The organism is Lysobacter oculi (assembly GCF_003293695.1).
Taxonomy (GTDB): Bacteria; Pseudomonadota; Gammaproteobacteria; order Xanthomonadales; family Xanthomonadaceae; genus Solilutibacter; species Solilutibacter oculi.
In genome coordinates this window covers 1,834,249-1,850,046 of sequence record NZ_CP029556.1, presented here as the reverse complement: position 1 = coordinate 1,850,046, position 15,798 = coordinate 1,834,249, and the positions used below count along the sequence as shown (strand labels likewise).

Sequence of the window (15,798 nt, the reverse complement as noted above, 5' to 3'; positions counted from 1 at the left end):
CCGCCATCCGGCGGGCTTTTTGTTTGAAGCGATGTGCCGATCAGCGGGCGAGGCCGGTCAGGGTGGAGTTCACCCAGCCCTTGTTGCCGAGTTCGTCCTCGACTTCCCACATCTGGCCCTGCTTGCGGCCGGTCGGGTACAGCAGCATGCCCGGATCCAGCGAGCGGACCGCGCCGCCCTTGCCGTCAGGCGACTTCATCAGGCGTGCCGGCTTCTGCACTTCCAGCGCCTGCTGTGCGTTGCTGGCCGAGGCATCGGCGGGCATGCCGCCCAGTTCGTTGACCAGGTCGGTGTAGGCCTGCAGGTAGGCGAGGGTGATGACCTGGCCGATCTCGGTGTTCGAGTAGCTCGACACCGCGGCGCCGCCGGCGGCCAACAGGCTGCTGGACCAGCCATAACCGCCGCCCCCGAAGCTGATGTCGGTCTTCTTGGCATGGCCTTCGGCCATCGCCACCTGCTCGGACGAACGCATGTCGGTGACGGTCAGCAGCACGTCGGCGGTCTTGGAATTCAGACCGATGTTGCCGGCCACGCTGCCCAGGCGCCCGCCGATCAAGCCACCCAGCGCCGCGCCGATCCGGCTGCCGCCTGCGTTGGAATTGCGCGACACAAGGTCCGGCACCAGCGCGTAGTCGGCGGCCTTGATCTGGCCCTTGCCGATGTTGGATCGGCCACGCAGTTCACCGCCGGAGGCCAGCGCGCGCTCGCCCATCATCGCGTTCAGTCCCTTGCCGCGATCGACCAGCGTGAAGCACTTCGACTTGTTGACGAACAGCTTGATCAGCGCCTCGGGCGAGGACAGGCCGTATTCGCTCCACCAGCGGGTTTCCGGTTCCAGCACGGTGATGGTGCCGAGCCGCTTGGTGCAGATCGGGATTTCCTGGGTTTTTTCAGCGCGGGTTTGCTGCGCGGACTTGCGCTGGGCGACAGCGGGCTGGCTGGCCAGGATCGCTGCACTTGCAATGGTCGCGGCGAGTATCGAGATCTTCCTGTTCATCGTTTTCCTCGGAGACATAAAAAATAAATAAGGCATAGGCAGGGTGGCCCCGAGCGCAGTCGCAGGCGAGTTCGTTCAATGGCGTCCCCACGCCAAGGCTACACCGCCCATGTGTCCGCAGCCATGCCGGCGCCCCCGGCAAATGCCCGGAATTCCCTGAAACAAGCCATGCTTGCCCTTGGCAACATCCATATAGAAGAGCCGTGGGTACGCCCGGCTTGGGTTGCCCCGCCCGCGGCCCCATAATCCGGGCATGAGCATCCAATCCGACAATCCCGAGCACGGCTTCCAGTTCCCCGGCGTTTTCGAGATCACTGCGATGGGCCCGGCCAACATCGGGCTGGAAGATGAGATCCCGCTGCTGCTGGCCAATGCCGGCATCCAGGTGATGCGCGAAACCGTCGCCGTGCGTGATTCCACCGGCGGCAAGTACGTGTCGATCAAGCTGAACTTCAAGGCCGAGTCGCGCGCGCAGTACGACGCCGCACACGAGGCCCTGCGCAACCACCCGGAAGTGAAGTGGACGATCTGAGCGACGCGGCCTGCGTCGTGTCATCCACCCCCGACACCCCACGCCCGGCCCGCGTTCGTGACCTCGGCCGCCAGCCCTACGAACCGGTCTGGCGCGCGATGCAGGGTTTCACCGACGCCCGCGACACGGACACCCCCGACGAGCTCTGGTTCGTCGAGCACGACCCGGTGTTCACCCTGGGCCAGGCCGGCAAGGACGAGCACGTGCTGATGCCGGGCGAGATCCCGGTGATCCACGTCGACCGCGGCGGCCAGGTCACCTACCACGGCCCCGGCCAGATCGTGGTCTACCCGTTGCTGGACCTGAGGCGGCTGAAGATCGGCGTGCGCGACTACGTCTGCAGGATCGAGCAGGCGATCATCGACACGCTGGGCGAGTGGAACATCGGTGCCGCCCGCAGGGATGGCGCGCCCGGCGTCTACGTCAATGGCGCGAAAGTCGCCGCGCTCGGCATCCGCGTGCGCCGTGGCTGCAGCTTCCACGGGCTCGCCTTCAACATCGCCATGGACCTCGAACCCTTCCGCCGCATCAACCCCTGCGGCTACGCCGGGCTGGAAGTGGTGTCGATGTCGGATCTGGGCGGTCCCGGCGGCATGGAGCCGGTCAAACCGATATTGCTGGCGGAGCTGGCCAGGCAGTTCGGCTTGATGCCCGAAGCCGCCGCGATGCCTGACTTGGCCGCGCTGGCGGCGATGCGCAAGCTGGTCTGAACTCGCTTCCCCCGACGGCCGGAGGCAGCCCATGGGTGCTGCCGCTCAGGCTGCGCTTCCTGCTTCGATGAGCGGGCGCGCGCCATCCATGGCGCGCTCAGTCACCCATGGGCTGCCTCCGGCCTGTATCGACGCGCCGGCATAGAGACTGCCCTATTGAAACGCCGCTTCCAAAGCCGACCCTGCTCCCCGCCGTCCCTACCCGCCAATGCGATAATCCCGACATGAGCGAAACCCGCAGCATCCCGTTGTCCGTCATCGAAGACGCGCCTGCCGGCCTCACGCCCGGCGAGAAACAGCTGGCCGGCGACAAGATCGGCCGCTCGCCGGTGCAGTTCGACGAAGCCCCGGTGCTGCGCAAGCCCAGTTGGATCCGCGTGCGCATCCCCAGCGGCAATTCGGTGCAGCAGCTCAAGTCCAAGCTGCGCGCCAACCGGCTGGTCACCGTCTGCGAGGACGCCAGCTGCCCCAACATCCACGAGTGCTTCAGCCACGGCACCGCCACGTTCATGATCATGGGCGACGTCTGCACGCGCCGCTGCAGCTTCTGTGACGTGGCGCATGGCCGCCCCAAGCCGCTGGACGCCGACGAGCCGCGCCGGCTGGCCGAGACCATCGCCGACATGGGCCTGCGCTACGTGGTGATCACCAGCGTGGACCGCGACGACCTGCGCGACGGCGGCGCCCAGCACTTCGTCGACTGCATCACGGCCACGCGCGCGGCGAAGCCCGGCATCCAGATCGAGATCCTCACGCCGGACTTCCGCGGCAAGGGCCGCATGGAGCGCGCGCTGGAGATCCTGGCCGCGGCGCCGCCGGACGTCTTCAACCACAACGTCGAGACCGTGCCCGAGCTCTACCGCAACGTGCGCCCGGGCGCGGACTACCAGTGGTCGCTGACCCTGCTGAAGAAGTTCAAGGCGCAGCATCCCGACATCTCCACCAAGTCCGGGATCATGCTCGGCCTGGGCGAGACCATGGAACAGGTGGAAGGCACGCTGCGCGACCTGCGTGCGCACGACGTGGACATGGTCACCATCGGACAATACCTGCAGCCTTCGCCGGCGCACCACCCGCTGCTGCGCTACTGGACGCCCGAGGAATTCAAGCAACTGGAAACTTTCGGCTACGCGCTGGGTTTCTCCCACGTCGCGTCGGGGCCGATGGTGCGGTCCAGCTACCACGCCGACCGCTCCGCCAAGGAAGCCGGCATCGCGCCCACCGCCTGAAACGGCGCACCGGCGGCCGTTCATCCGCGCTTTCGGTACGCCGGCTACCCTGCCGTGGACACCCGTCTGGCGCGGCAAGCGAACTTCCTGCACTGTCGGGCTGTCCCATGACACGGGCATCCTGTGCCCAGCCGCCTCCCACGAGTGAGTGATGATGAAGCTACGTCCGACCCTTCTCGCCCTGGCCCTGGTCGCGCCGATCTCGCTGCTGGCGATGGCCGATGGCGTCCGCGCCCCGGCCGCGACGCCGGCGGTCGCCGCCTCCGCCTTCACCACCAGCCCCGAGCAGGCGGACACCTCGGCGCTGGTCCACGGCCTGCTGTCGGACAGCCGCTACGCCTACCGCCCGCGCGCGCTCGACGCGACGCTGGGCGCCGAAGTCTGGAAGCGCTACCTGGAGGCGCTCGACCCGTCCAAGGTCTACCTGACCCGCGCGGACGTGGCGACGGTCAATGACGCGCCGGCCAAGGTGGCCAGCGCGATCAAGGGCGGGGACTACGCGCCGATGTACCGCCTGTTCGACCTGTACCGCACCCGCGTGCAGGAGCGTTCGGCCTATGCCCGCGCGCTGCTCAAGCAGGACATCTTCGATTTCAACGGCAACGACCGCTACGACTACGACCGCAAGGACGTGCCGTGGTCGGATGCCGCCGCGCTCGACGCGCTGTGGAAGCAGTCGGTGCGTTCCGACTGGCTGCGGCTGAAACTGGCCGGCAAGCAGCCGGCGGAGATCCGCAAGACGCTCGACAAGCGCTACGCCAACATGACCACGATGGTGCGCGACCTCAACGCCGAGGACATCTTCCAGACCGCGCTCAACGCCTACACCGGCTCCATCGACCCGCACACCGACTACTTCAACCCGCGCGCGGCCGAGCGCTTCAACCAGTCGATGTCGCTCTCGCTCGAGGGTATTGGCGCGCAGCTGCAGAAGCGCGAGGACATCGTCACCATCATGGAGCTGATCCCGGGTGGGCCGGCGGCGCGCAGCAACCTGCTCAAGCCCGGCGACCGCATCGTCGCGGTCGGGCAGGGCGGCAATGGCGCGATGGAGGATGTGATCGGCTGGCGCATCGACGACGTCGTCGCCAAGATCAAGGGTGCCAAAGGCACGGTGGTGCGGCTGGACATCCTGCCGGCCGAAGCCGGCATCGACGCCAAGCCCAACCGCATCCAGCTGACCCGCGACAAGGTGGTGCTGGCCGAGAGCAAGGCCAAGAGCGAGATCCTGCAGCTGCCCGCCGCCGACGGCGTGCCGGCGCGCCGCATCGGCGTGATCAAGGTGCCGGGCTTCTACCAGGACTTCGACGCCCGCCGCAACCGCGACGACTACGTCTCCGTCACCCGCGATGTGGCCGCGCTGGTGGCCCAGCTGCGCGACGAGAAGGTCGACGGCGTGGTCATGGACCTGCGCAACAACGGCGGCGGCTCGCTGGACGAAGCGGTGAGCATGACCGGCCTCTTCATCGACAAGGGCCCGGTGGTGCAGGAGCGCCAGGCCGGCGGCCGCATCAGCGTGCGCAGCGACCGCGACGCCGGCGTGCAGTGGAGCGGCCCGCTGGCGGTGCTGATCAACCGTGCGTCGGCCTCGGCGTCGGAGATCTTCGCCGGCGCGATCCAGGACTACGGGCGCGGCCTGATCATCGGCGAGAACAGCTTCGGCAAGGGCACGGTGCAGGCGATGGTCGACCTGGACCGCGTGGTGCCGGACCGTGGCAACAACCAGTACGGCGAGGTCAAGCTGACGGTGGCCGAGTTCTTCCGCCCCAGCGGCAGCAGCACGCAGAACAAGGGCGTGGCGCCCGACATCGCCTTCCCGTCCGCGCTCGACGCCGAGGAATACGGCGAGAGCACCTACGACAACGCGCTGCCGTGGTCGAAGATCGACGAAGCGCCGCACGTGACCTACGGCCAGTTCGCCGGCCTGTTGCCGGAGCTCAAGCGCCTGCACGACGCCCGCGCCGCCACCGACGTCGAGTACCGCTGGCGGGTGGAGGACGCGGAGGAGTTCCGCGCCCAGCGCGACAAGAAGTGGATCAGCCTGAACGAGGCCGAGCGCCGCGCCGAGCGCGACAAGGATGAAGCCAAGCGCAAGTTCCGCCAGGCCGAGCGCAAGCGTCTGGGCCTGGCGCTCGATCCGCTGGCCGAGGACGGCGGCGACGACGGCCTGCAGTACAACGAGCGCGATGTCGCCCGCGAGGCCGAGCGCGAGAAGCTGGCCGACAAGGTGCCGGACCCGCTGCTGCGCGAGGCCGCCGCGATCCTGGGCGATGCCGCCCGCCTGCTCGACGGCGACCGCGCGCTGGCCGCGCAGGTGCTGCCGCAGTCCACCGAGGCCGGCAGCTGGGCGAAATAAGCGCCGCTCCGTGATGCACTGCGCGGCGCGGCAACGCGTCGCGCGGGCACAATAGCCGCATGTCCGATCCTGCCTCCCAAGCGCCGCGGCCCGTTGCGGTCGCGCTGGCGCTCGCCGCCGTCTACCTTATCTGGGGCTCCACCTACCTGGCGATCCGCTTCGCGCTGGAGGGTGGCTTCACGCCGTTCCTGCTCGGCGGCATCCGCTTCCTGATCGCCGGCGGGCTGATGTTCGCGGTGTTGTGGCTGCGCGGCGACCCCGCGCCGACCCGCGCGCAGTGGGGCAACCTACTGGTGATGGGCGTGCTGCTGCTGGCCTTCGGCAATGGCATGGTCAACTTCGCCGAGCTGACGGTATCGTCGGGGCTGGCCGCTGTGGCGGTGGCCTCGGCGCCGATCTGGATGGGCCTGTTCGCGATGATGCGGGGCGAGAAACCCACGCGCATCGAGTGGATCGGCATCGGCATCGGCTTCATCGGCGTGGTCTGGCTCAACGCCGGTGGCGCGATGTCGGGCTCGTTCAAGGGCCTGATGGCGCTGCTCATCGCCTCGCTGTCGTGGTCGTTCGGCTCGATCTGGAGCCGTGGCCGCGACCTGCCTTCGCCGTTCATGACCGCCGCCGGGCAGATGCTCTGCGGCGGCGTGGTGATGGTGGCCATCGCGATGGCCACCGGCGAGCGCATGGCGATGCCGACCCCGAAGGCGCTGGCGGCGTTCGCCTACCTGATCACCTTCGGTTCCATCGTCGGCTTCACCGCCTACATCTGGCTGCTGCACCACGTGCGTCCGGCGCTGGCCGGCAGCTATGCCTACGTCAATCCGGCGATCGCGGTGATGCTGGGCGCGTGGCTGGCCGGCGAGCGCGCCACGCCGACCGAGCTCGGCGCGATGGCGGTGATCCTGGCCGGCGTGGTGGTGATCACGCTGGCCAAGGCCGGCAAGGCGCGGGTCAGGAAAGCCTGATCAACGCGGCGGCACCGCGTCGGTGGCCGGCCACGTGCTGTCGCCGATGCGCTTGAGCGTCATCTCGAAGGTGCGCACGGCTTTGCCGTCGGGGCCGATGCGTTCGCCGACTTCGTGCCAGCGGCCGTCCTTCACCACGGCGGTGTAGCGGATCACCGTGCCGGGGCCGGCCGGGATTTCCCAGACAAAGCCGTGATCGGTCGGCACGAACTTCATGTCGCCGCTGAAGCCCATCGCATGGCTGCGGAAACCGTAGGCCTGCGCATCGACATCCCAACTGAGCACCGCGAAGGCATTGAAGCCGGTGGTGCCGTCCGGGTTGTAGCCGCGGCCTTCGATCAGCTTGATGCCGCCATCGAGCAGCGGGCCGATGCGTTCGGTCTGGATGATGTCGTGGCGGCTGCCATCGGGCAGAACGTAAGTGCCCGGGCCGCGCCAGGTGCCGTCCATGTAGGCGAAGCGCTGCAGCTTCGACTTCTGTTCGGCGGTACGGAAGGCCGGGTCGTAACGGCGGGCGGCATCGGCGGCGGACTGCTGGGCGAAGGCGTTGCCGGCCAGCAGCAGCGCGGTGGCGAAGGCGAGCGTGGCGAGGGGACGAAGTTTCATCATCGTGACTCCTTCATTGGGCGGCGTGGATGAGCGATTGCAGCGCTTTCAGGTGGGTGTCGAGCGCCTTGCGGCCGTCCTTGGTCAGCGCGTACCAGGTCACCGGCTTGCGCTCGACGAAGTCGCGGCGAAGGCTGACGATGCCGGCTTCCTCCAGCTTGCGCAGCTGCGCGCCGAGATTGCCGTCGGTCATCTGCAGCTGTTCCTTGAAGGCGGCGAAGCTGATCTCGCCATGCCGCGCCAGCAGCACCGCAATGGCCAGCCGCGCCCGGTGCTCGAGCGCCGGCTGCAGGCTGTCGAGCGCCTTCACTTGCGCGCCGTCAGCACGGCGGCGGTGCCGAGGCAGAGCGCCATCAGCAGGCCGGTGGTGGTCCAGACGTAGGGCACCGCGACCAGCTGCATCACCATGAAACCGGCGAGCGCCAGCAGGCCGCTCCAGAGCATCGGGCGGTCCAGGTGCACGCCGGCCAGCGCGTAGACCAGGCCGGTGGTGAAGAGGAACCAGGGCGCGCCGGCCTCCGGGCTGAGCTTGCCGGTCATCATCGGCAGCGCGGTGGCCAGCCAGCCGAAGCCGCCGACCATGAAGTGCAGGCCCCAGCGCTTGCCTTCCTCGCTGTTGCTGATGCCGCGCTGGCGGCTGACGCGGCCGGCGTAGAGCATGCTGCCGAAGCCGCCGCCGATGCCGACCAGCAGCCAGTACCAACCGACGAGGCGCGGCGCGAAGTCGGCCAGGGTGAAACCGATGGCGATCGCCAGGGCCCAGAACACGTAGAGCACGGGCAGCCCGCCGGAGCGGTCATTGCGGCGGACGGTGCTGGCGATGAAGTCGAGGTCGTCTTTCAGCTGGTCTTGCGTGGTCATGGCGGGTCTCCGGTAAGTGATTTGCAGAGTACTCTGCAAATTAGAGTTGTCAAGCGGCAGAACCGGGTGGAGGGCGCGAAAGTCGGGTCAGCCGGAAATCTTCAGCCAGAGCACCAGCACGCTGCCGGCCACGGTGGCCGCCAACAGCCGCCAGGCATTGCGCACCGTGCGGCGCTGTCGTGCCAGCGCCAGTTGCGTGCATTCGCGCATGCGTGGCGCCAGTGCCAGCATCTCGCGGTTGAGCGATTCCAGCTCCGCCTCCGGGCTGTGTCCGGGCTCCAGGCGGTCCATCTTCTCCAGCAGCGCATCCATGGCGAAGGCGGTGTCGATTTCCTGCGCCGTCATACCGTCGTGCCAGTGCTCGATGAAAGGCGCATCCACCTGCTTGCGGAAGGCCAGTGCGTGCGCGTGGACGTCCTGCGGCGGGGCATCCAGACCCTGCAGCGGAATCACCAACTTGCCGTAGGCGGGCGGCGATATCCGCCAGTGACGGTAGCCGTACGCCGTTTTCACCAGCCATGGAGTGGGCGCGATGAAACGCGCCGGCGCACGCACGCCGAGCAGGAGGCTGCCCTGATGCTGGCCATGGCGCTCGACCAGCAGGAACTGCAGGCCGATGACATCGCGCCACGGGATCGGCGCGAACTGGGCGTGGCGCAGTTCGCGCGCGTCCATCGCCAGCATCGGGCCGGGGCGGCGGCGAAGCTGCAGGATGACGGCCAGGATCCAGCCCAGCATCAACGCCAGCGCGCCGTACCCGCTCAGCGCGCCGAAGTTGCCCGCGCGTGCCGCGATGCCGGCCGCCACGGCGAACATCACGAAGACGCCGATCAGCACCCACATCGCCGCGCTGTTCCGCGCATCGACCTGGTAGCTGCCGAGCGCGGCTACCGGGCGCAGCGCATCGGCTTCGGCCTGTTCGAGGCGGGTGGCGATGCGGCGCTCGATCCCGCGCCAAAGCAGCCCGCCGACGACGACCGCCATCGCGCAGCCGGCCAACAGGGACGCATTCGGGGTGACCCGGCCCGCCAGCGCGAGGGAACCGTGCAGACCGAAACCGAGCAGGCCCGCGCCACCACCATCCCCGCGATCCGGCTGAGAAAGCCCAGCAGCATCCTCAGCCGCCGAAGCGCGCCTTCAACATCGCGAATGCCGCGCGCAGGCCCTGCGCCTCGCCACCGGCCGGGCGGCCCGGGCGGTCGCTGTCGTTCCAGCTGTAGACATCGAGATGCGCCCACTTCTGGCCTTCCGGCACGAAGCGCTCCAGGTACAGCGCGGCGGTGACGCTGCCGGCCATCGTGGTGTTGCTGGCGTTGGCGATGTCGGCGATCGTGCTGGTGAGATAGCGCAGGTACGGGCGCCACAGCGGCATGCGCCAGAGCGGGTCGTACGCGCGCTGGCCGGCGGCGAGCCAGTCGTTGGCGAGCGCGTCGTCGTTGGCGTAGAGCGCGGGCAGGTCCGGCCCCAGCGCGATGCGCGCGGCACCGGTGAGCGTGGCGAAGTCGAGGATGAGTTCCGGCGCGTCCTCGCCGGCGCGGACCAGCGCGTCGCAGAGCACCAGCCGGCCTTCGGCGTCGGTGTTGTCGATCTCCACGCTCACGCCCTTGCGGGTGGCGATGACTTCGCCCGGGCGCAGCGCGTTCGGCCCGACCGCGTTCTCCACCGCCGCGACGAACAGCGACAGCCGCACCGGCAATTTGCGCGCCATGATCAGCTCGGCCAGTGCGATCGCGTGCGCGGCGCCGCCCATGTCCTTCTTCATGTTGCGCATGCCGGCGCTGGCCTTGAGGTTGAGGCCGCCGGTATCGAAACACACGCCCTTGCCGACCAGAGCGACATGCGGCGCGGCGTCATCGCCCCAATGCAGTTCGATGAAGCGCGGCGCGCGATGCGAGGCGCGTCCGACCGCGTGGATCGCCGGATAGCCCTGCGCCAGCAGGTCATCACCCGCGATCACTTCGATGTTCGCGCCGTGGCGTCCGGCGATCTCGCGCACGCCCGCTTCCATCTGGTCGGGGCCCATGTCCTCGGTCGGGGTGTTGATGAGGTCGCGGGTGCGCAGGCAGGCGGCGAGGATGTCGAGCGTTTCCGCATCCGCCCCGTCGCCGATGACCAGCGAAGCCGGCTCGCGCAACGGCTGCTTGTAGCGGCGGAAGCGGTAGCTGCCGAGACCCCAGCCGAGCAGCAGGGCGCGACGCGCGTCTTCGTCCAGCTCACCGGTCAGTTGCCAGTCGCCCGGCGGCAGCGCGAACGGCGCGTGCGCGTAGGCGAAGGGATCGTGGCGGTCACTCAGGCCGATCACCGCGCCCTCGATGCCGTCGCCGCCCGGCAGCAGGGCCAGCGTGCCGGAGCCGGCGACGTATTTCTGCGCGTCCAGCCACTGGCCGGTGGCGGGCAGCTGCAATTTGCGCCAGCCATCGAACTCGTCGCTGCGCACGCAGTGGAAGGGCAGCGCGTGGGCGGCATTGCGTCGCAGGCCGGGCAGGTCGGTCATCGGGGAACCTCGTCCAGGTGGGCGTCCAGCCAGTCGGCCAGCGCGGTGAGGGTGGGGAAGGTGAGCGTCGGCATGAATTCGCGCTTCGGCCAGCGTGGATGTTTTTCGCGAGCGTCATCGCGATGCAGCCAGCAGGTGCGCAGGCCGGCGCGATGCGCCCCGGCGATGTCCGCTTCGACATCGTCCCCCACATGCAGCACCTCGGCGGGCGCGACGCCGAGCCGTTCGCAGGCGTGGTGGAAGATCGCGGCATCGGGTTTGCCGACGCCGAATTCGCGGGCGGTGATGCGATGCGCGAAGTGCCGGTCGATGCCGATCGCGCGGAGGTCCGCGTTGCCGTTGCTGACCGCGCAGACCGGAAGGCGGGCGGCGATGCGCGCGAGCGCGGCCGGTGCGTCAGCGTAGAAATCGACCTTGTTGCGTTCGACGAAGAACGCGTCGTAGGCGGCATCGGCCAGGGCGGGATCGCCGCCGCTTTCGGCCAGCGCCACCTCGATGCCCTTGCGGCGCAGCCAGCTGGCGTCGTGCGACTGGCGCGGGTAGCGCTCGATCATCCGTTCGCGCAACCGGCGCATGGCGGGAATCGGGAACTGCGCGGCGGTCTTCGGCGAATGCACTTCGAACCAGGCGTGCAGCACGCGCTCGATGCGCTCGCCGATCGGCGGGAACGGCCAGAGGGTGTCGTCGAGGTCGAGGGTGATCGCGCGGAGGGGCGGGGACGGGCTCACACGGGGATTTTAGCCGCTCGACCCGCACGCGCCCCGCCGGATCACTCCAGCAGCTTCGCCCAGCCTTCCCAGCCTTCCACCTTCGACAGCACGATCTTGACGCAGACCAGCAGCGGTACCGCCAGCAGCAGGCCGATGATCCCCCACAGCCAGCCGAACACCATCAGCGCCAGCATCAGCACCAGGGGCGAGATCGCCATCCGCTTGCCGAGCACGATGGGCGTGATGATCTGGCCTTCCAGCGTGTGCAGGCCCAGGTAGATCGCCGCCGGCAGCAGCGCCGGCCACAGGTCGGGCTGGGTGGTGAAGCCCATCACCAGCATCACCAGCACGCCGATCAGCGGCCCGACGTAGGGCGCGTAATTGAGCAGCGCGGCCATCGTGCCCCACAGCAGCGCCTCGGGCAGCGACAGGTGCAGGACGAAGTACAGCGCCGCCGCCAGCACCAGCCCCAGCACGATGTTGATCACGCTGATGGTCAGCACGTAGCGCGACATCTCGCGTTCGATGGACTGCAGGATGTCGACGGTGATGCGCTTCTGCTGCCGCCCCGGCAGCAGGTCGATGGCGTGCCGCTGCAGGGTCTGGCCGAAGATCATGAAGAACAGCGTGAGCAGGATCACCGCCAGCACCTGCGCGAGGATCTTGGGCGTGGCGGTCAGCATCTTGTAGGGGTCGTTGACCTCGGTCTTGATGACCTCGGCCTTTTTCGCTGTGCTCTCGCCACCGGCCGCGCGGGCGATGTTCTCGGCGACCTTGTTGGCGTCCTGCACCGGTTTGGCCAGCGTCTGCAGCTTCGGCGCCAGCTTGCGCATCTGCTGCGGCACCTCGCTGAACCACTCGCCGGCCGGCGCGACCAGCTGCTGGCCCAGCGCCACCGCCAGCGCGATGCCGCCGGCCAGCACCAGCACCGCGGCCAGTGCGCGCGGCAGCATCAACCTTTGCAGGACCCGGATGATCGGGTTGCCGATCAGCGCGAAGAACAGCGCCAGCAGGATCGGCAGCACCAGCGCCTGCGTGGCCCACAGCGTGTAGGCGACGGCGAGCGTGGCGATGACCAGCAGCGCGATGCTCGCGCGCGGGCGCGGCGGCACTTCGACCGGTTTCGGCGATGCCGGCTCCGATGCAGGCTGCAGCGGCTCGGGCGTGACCGGAGGGTCGGCGGGCGTGCTCACATCAACCCGCTGCGGCGCATGCGCTCGTGTTCCTGCAGCGGGTCGGGCGAGGGCATTGCCTGCGCTGTCGCCGCCGCGACCGGATCCGCGCCGACCGCTTCGGCGGTGGCTTCGGCGTGGTGTGCGGCATCGCCGGCTTCGCTGGCCGCGACCTGCGCGCTGCCACTGGCGACAAGGCCGGACAGCGCCGTCATCAGCTGCAATATCCCGCCGCCGGTGGTGCGCGAGAGCGGCTGCGCCCGGCCCACCAGGAAGCCGCTGGCCAGCCCGGCGATGACGATGCGCCCGGGCGTCCATGCCGTGCGCCAGGCGGACTTCAGCTGGCGCCATTCCGCCACCGTGCCGCGTTCGCTTGCCTCAAGCGCCTGTTCGGCCTGGGTGACCTTGTCGATCAGTTGTTCGAAGCCCATGCGCGTCGGCTGCCGGTGTGGAAGTGGAAAGAGGGGATGACGATGCGGCAGCAGCCTGTCACGGCGGCGTGACCTCGATGCCCTGGTCGTCCTTGACCGGCTCGCCGTTGGGCTTCTCGGTGGGGATCGATTCCGTGGCGGCCTTGGTCGATGCCGGCGAACCGGGATTCGGCGTCATCTCCGCCAGTTCACCGATGCCGAGCCGGGCCAGCTGGCGACGGGTCGCCTTCATCCGCGTGTGCTCGAAATAGCGCATCGCCCACCAGCCGGCCAGCACCGTCAACACGATGCTGAGCAGCGCGGTGGACAGCAGCGCGACCGGCCACGACCAGCCCAGCCCGCTGTTGAGCGCGACGATCAGCGCCGCCATCAGCAGCAGCCAGGCCGAGGCGCCGAACGCGATTGCCACGCCGGTGAACGCCAGCGTGCGCCCGAAGGCGCTGCGCGCCAGCGAGACGTCGGCCGACACCAGCGTGCGCATCGCCTTGCCGGCGTCGCGCGCGGCTGCCAAGCCCGCCTGGCCCGATTCGCCGACCTGGCGGAACGATTCGATCAGGTCGGCGATGACGCCGTCGGGGCCCCGCTCCGACGACATCGCGGCTTACTTCTCGCCGCCGCTGCGGGCCAGCTTGGCGATCACCCAACCGGCCGCGAAGGCGATGCCGAACGCGGTCAGCGGACGCTCGCGGATCAGCTCGGAGGTGCTGTCGACCATGTCGCGGCCCTTTTCCATCAGCACGTCCATCTGTTCCTTGGCGGCGGCGCCCATCTGCTCGGCGGCGTTGATGCCGGCCACCGCGCCATCGGCCAGTTCGGCCTTCATGTTGGCCTTGCCCAGGCGCAGTTCGTCGCCGGCCGCGGCCGCCGCGCCCTTGATCGAATCACCGGCGTGGCTCGCCGCCTGCTTGATATGGCCGCTGGCCTGGGAGAGGTTGTCTTTGACGTCGCTCATGGTGGTGCTCCTGTGGGGGTGGGTCAGGGGATGACGAGGGTGCCGATGCGGTTGCCGTCACGCCAGATGCGGAAGGCGAGCTGCGCCGGGGGTTGGCGGAAACTGGCGCGGAAGCTGGCCAGGTCTCCGAAGCCGCCGGTGGTGGTGGCTTCGAGGATGACATCGCCGCCGCGAAGGCCGGCGCGGGCCGCGCGGCTGTCGGCGGCGACGGCGCTGACCAGCACGCCATCGACGCCCTGCCGGCGCAGCGATTCGGGGAGTTCGCCGAAGGTCACGCCGGCCAGGCGCGGATCCAGGCTGGCGCCGTCGCGCGGCTGTTCCTGCAGGCCGGCGGACAGCTGCAGCGGGAGGCCATCGCGGCGGATGTCGAGCGTCAGCTTCGCATTCGCCGCCTGCAGGCCCTGGAAGTTGCGGAAGTCCTCGGCATTGGCGATGCGCTGGCCGTTGGCGGCCAGGATCACATCACCCGTGCGCAGGCCGGCACTGGCGGCGGATGAGCCCGGATAGACCCGCGTCACCAGCGCGCCGGCACTGGAATCGAGCCCCAGCGCACGCGCGCGGCGGTCGTCGATGTCCTGCGTGTCCACGCCCAGCGTGCCACGGCGGACCTGGCCGTTGTTGGCCAGCAGCTGGCCCATGATGTTGCTGGCCAGGTCGCTCGGAATGGCGAAGCCCAGCCCGATGTTGCCGGCCATCGAGCCACGCGGGTTGAAGCTGGCGGTGTTGATGCCGACCAGCCGGCCGTTGAGGTCGACCAGCGCACCGCCGGAATTGCCGGGATTGATGCTGGCATCGGTCTGGATGAAGTTCTGGAAGCCGGCGCCGGGCAGGTTGTTGCGGCCCACCGCCGAGACGATGCCCGAGGTCACCGTCTGCCCCACGCCGAACGGGTTGCCGATGGCGACCACGAAGTCGCCGACCCGCAGCGCGTCGCTGTCGGCCAGCGGCACCGCGGTCAGGTTCTGCGCCGGGATGCGCATCAGCGCCACGTCGGTGTCGGCATCGGAGCCGAGGAATTCGGCCTTCAGCGTGCGGCCGTCGGCCAGCATCACCGAAACCTCGTCGGCGTTCTCGACCACGTGGTGGTTGGTGAGGACGTAGCCCTTGGCCGCATCGACAATCACCCCCGAACCGAGCGACTGCGCCACCCGTTCCGGCGGGATGCCGAGCATCCGCAGCATCCTCGGATCATTGCCCCAGGGCGTGTTGACCCGCACGATCTGCTTGGTATTGACGCTGACCACCGCCGGCATCACCCGCTGCAGCATCGGCGCCAGCGAAGGCACCGGCTGGCCGCCCACGGCGGTCGGCAGGCTGGCTTGCGGTCATCGGCACGCTGGCCGGCACCGGTTCGGCGGTGGCGGGCTGGGTCAGGGCGTCGCGCCGCGGTGGCGGTGAAACCGCCGAAGGCCGCGGTGGCCGCCAGGATCAGCAGGGTGGGCAGGGGGCGCATCGGGCGGCGCGGGGCATCGTGGGGCATCGGCATCCTTTATCGCCCGGGTCCGGTGGGGTTGGCGTGATGGACGGGCGCAGGCGGCCAGTGTCGGGGGTCTTACCTAAATACGCGGTTAAGCCCGGCGTGCCGGGACCGCCACATCGACCTACGGAAAATTCTCAAAAATGAATGCGTGAACCCGGTTGACAGGGCGCCGATGGCCTCGTAGCTTGCCTACCTGTTTTCCACAACATCTTGGGGTTGGCCACCACGCCGATTCCCAAGTATTGGGCCCAACGGCTCTTGCGAAAACAGGGGAAATCGGGCAGTCCACGGGTTTTTCAGGCTCCG

General features: G+C 69.0%; 16 protein-coding genes and 1 pseudogene. 5 read left to right on the top strand and 12 right to left on the bottom strand.

Annotation, left to right across the window (positions count from 1 at the left end):
* Positions 1–40: 40 nt before the first annotated feature.
* Complete coding sequence (locus DCD74_RS08965; RefSeq protein ID WP_112927009.1) at positions 41–997, bottom strand: CsgG/HfaB family protein; 957 nt, start codon at positions 995–997, stop codon at positions 41–43.
* 253 nt (positions 998–1,250) lie between these two features.
* Here DCD74_RS08965 and DCD74_RS08960 point away from each other — a divergent pair, with 253 nt between their 5' ends.
* The 5 genes from DCD74_RS08960 (at position 1,251) to yedA (ending at position 6,786) form a co-directional block, all read left to right on the top strand.
* Positions 1,251–1,529, top strand: coding sequence for a DUF493 family protein (locus tag DCD74_RS08960; protein WP_112927008.1), 279 nt, complete (start codon positions 1,251–1,253; stop codon positions 1,527–1,529).
* Positions 1,526–2,239: a lipoyl(octanoyl) transferase LipB gene (gene lipB / locus DCD74_RS08955; RefSeq protein ID WP_407072235.1), complete on the top strand. Its 714-nt coding sequence runs from the start codon at positions 1,526–1,528 to the stop codon at positions 2,237–2,239. The genes DCD74_RS08960 and lipB overlap by 4 nt, the downstream gene beginning before the upstream one ends.
* A 224-nt stretch (positions 2,240–2,463) precedes the next feature.
* Positions 2,464–3,468, top strand: a complete 1,005-nt coding sequence (lipA, locus tag DCD74_RS08945) for a lipoyl synthase (protein WP_112927006.1) — start codon at positions 2,464–2,466, stop codon at positions 3,466–3,468.
* A gap of 154 nt (positions 3,469–3,622) precedes the next feature.
* On the top strand, positions 3,623–5,824 hold the full coding sequence (locus tag DCD74_RS08940; protein ID WP_112927767.1) for a carboxy terminal-processing peptidase: 2,202 nt from the start codon (positions 3,623–3,625) through the stop codon (positions 5,822–5,824).
* A gap of 59 nt (positions 5,825–5,883) precedes the next feature.
* Positions 5,884–6,786 (top strand): drug/metabolite exporter YedA, encoded by a 903-nt coding sequence (gene yedA / locus DCD74_RS08935; RefSeq protein ID WP_112927005.1) that lies wholly within the window; start codon positions 5,884–5,886, stop codon positions 6,784–6,786.
* Here the strand turns inward: yedA and DCD74_RS08930 are convergent, their stop codons facing one another.
* From DCD74_RS08930 to DCD74_RS08885, 11 genes and pseudogenes are all read right to left on the bottom strand, one after another.
* Positions 6,787–7,392: a DUF1579 domain-containing protein gene (locus DCD74_RS08930; RefSeq protein WP_112927766.1), complete on the bottom strand. Its 606-nt coding sequence runs from the start codon at positions 7,390–7,392 to the stop codon at positions 6,787–6,789.
* 13 nt (positions 7,393–7,405) lie between these two features.
* On the bottom strand, positions 7,406–7,702 hold the full coding sequence (locus DCD74_RS08925) for a transcriptional regulator (protein ID WP_112927004.1): 297 nt from the start codon (positions 7,700–7,702) through the stop codon (positions 7,406–7,408).
* Positions 7,699–8,253, bottom strand: a complete 555-nt coding sequence (locus DCD74_RS08920) for a hypothetical protein (protein ID WP_112927003.1) — start codon at positions 8,251–8,253, stop codon at positions 7,699–7,701. Before DCD74_RS08920 ends, DCD74_RS08925 begins: the two co-directional genes overlap by 4 nt.
* Positions 8,254–8,340: 87 nt before the next feature.
* Positions 8,341–9,237: a hypothetical protein gene (locus DCD74_RS08915; RefSeq protein ID WP_112927002.1), complete on the bottom strand. Its 897-nt coding sequence runs from the start codon at positions 9,235–9,237 to the stop codon at positions 8,341–8,343.
* Between the two features lie 133 nt (positions 9,238–9,370).
* A complete protein-coding gene (locus tag DCD74_RS08910) occupies positions 9,371–10,747 on the bottom strand; it encodes a leucyl aminopeptidase family protein (RefSeq protein ID WP_112927001.1) in 1,377 nt (458 codons plus the stop codon).
* Positions 10,744–11,475 (bottom strand): HAD family hydrolase, encoded by a 732-nt coding sequence (locus DCD74_RS08905; RefSeq protein WP_112927000.1) that lies wholly within the window; start codon positions 11,473–11,475, stop codon positions 10,744–10,746. Before DCD74_RS08905 ends, DCD74_RS08910 begins: the two co-directional genes overlap by 4 nt.
* A gap of 41 nt (positions 11,476–11,516) precedes the next feature.
* Positions 11,517–12,650, bottom strand: coding sequence for an AI-2E family transporter (locus DCD74_RS08900; RefSeq protein ID WP_407072201.1), 1,134 nt, complete (start codon positions 12,648–12,650; stop codon positions 11,517–11,519).
* Positions 12,647–13,060, bottom strand: coding sequence for a hypothetical protein (locus DCD74_RS12980; RefSeq protein WP_237049574.1), 414 nt, complete (start codon positions 13,058–13,060; stop codon positions 12,647–12,649). Before DCD74_RS12980 ends, DCD74_RS08900 begins: the two co-directional genes overlap by 4 nt.
* 58 nt (positions 13,061–13,118) lie before the next feature.
* Complete coding sequence (locus DCD74_RS08895; RefSeq protein ID WP_237049573.1) at positions 13,119–13,655, bottom strand: NfeD family protein; 537 nt, start codon at positions 13,653–13,655, stop codon at positions 13,119–13,121.
* Positions 13,656–13,661: 6 nt separating this feature from the next.
* Positions 13,662–14,012, bottom strand: a complete 351-nt coding sequence (locus tag DCD74_RS08890; RefSeq protein WP_112926998.1) for a hypothetical protein — start codon at positions 14,010–14,012, stop codon at positions 13,662–13,664.
* Between the two features lie 23 nt (positions 14,013–14,035).
* A pseudogene (locus tag DCD74_RS08885) lies at positions 14,036–15,465 on the bottom strand (trypsin-like peptidase domain-containing protein).
* Positions 15,466–15,798: the final 333 nt, after the last annotated feature.

Coding starts and splice junctions, on each gene's coding strand:
- DCD74_RS08965 (WP_112927009.1), bottom strand. CDS start 997: ATGAACAGGAAGATCTCGATACTCGCCGCGACCATTGCAAGTGCAGCG.
- DCD74_RS08960 (WP_112927008.1), top strand. CDS start 1,251: ATGAGCATCCAATCCGACAATCCCGAGCACGGCTTCCAGTTCCCCGGC.
- lipA (WP_112927006.1), top strand. CDS start 2,464: ATGAGCGAAACCCGCAGCATCCCGTTGTCCGTCATCGAAGACGCGCCT.
- DCD74_RS08940 (WP_112927767.1), top strand. CDS start 3,623: ATGAAGCTACGTCCGACCCTTCTCGCCCTGGCCCTGGTCGCGCCGATC.
- yedA (WP_112927005.1), top strand. CDS start 5,884: ATGTCCGATCCTGCCTCCCAAGCGCCGCGGCCCGTTGCGGTCGCGCTG.
- DCD74_RS08930 (WP_112927766.1), bottom strand. CDS start 7,392: ATGAAACTTCGTCCCCTCGCCACGCTCGCCTTCGCCACCGCGCTGCTG.
- DCD74_RS08920 (WP_112927003.1), bottom strand. CDS start 8,253: ATGACCACGCAAGACCAGCTGAAAGACGACCTCGACTTCATCGCCAGC.
- DCD74_RS08915 (WP_112927002.1), bottom strand. CDS start 9,237: ATGGCGGTCGTCGTCGGCGGGCTGCTTTGGCGCGGGATCGAGCGCCGC.
- DCD74_RS08910 (WP_112927001.1), bottom strand. CDS start 10,747: ATGACCGACCTGCCCGGCCTGCGACGCAATGCCGCCCACGCGCTGCCC.
- DCD74_RS12980 (WP_237049574.1), bottom strand. CDS start 13,060: ATGGGCTTCGAACAACTGATCGACAAGGTCACCCAGGCCGAACAGGCG.
- DCD74_RS08895 (WP_237049573.1), bottom strand. CDS start 13,655: ATGTCGTCGGAGCGGGGCCCCGACGGCGTCATCGCCGACCTGATCGAA.
- DCD74_RS08890 (WP_112926998.1), bottom strand. CDS start 14,012: ATGAGCGACGTCAAAGACAACCTCTCCCAGGCCAGCGGCCATATCAAG.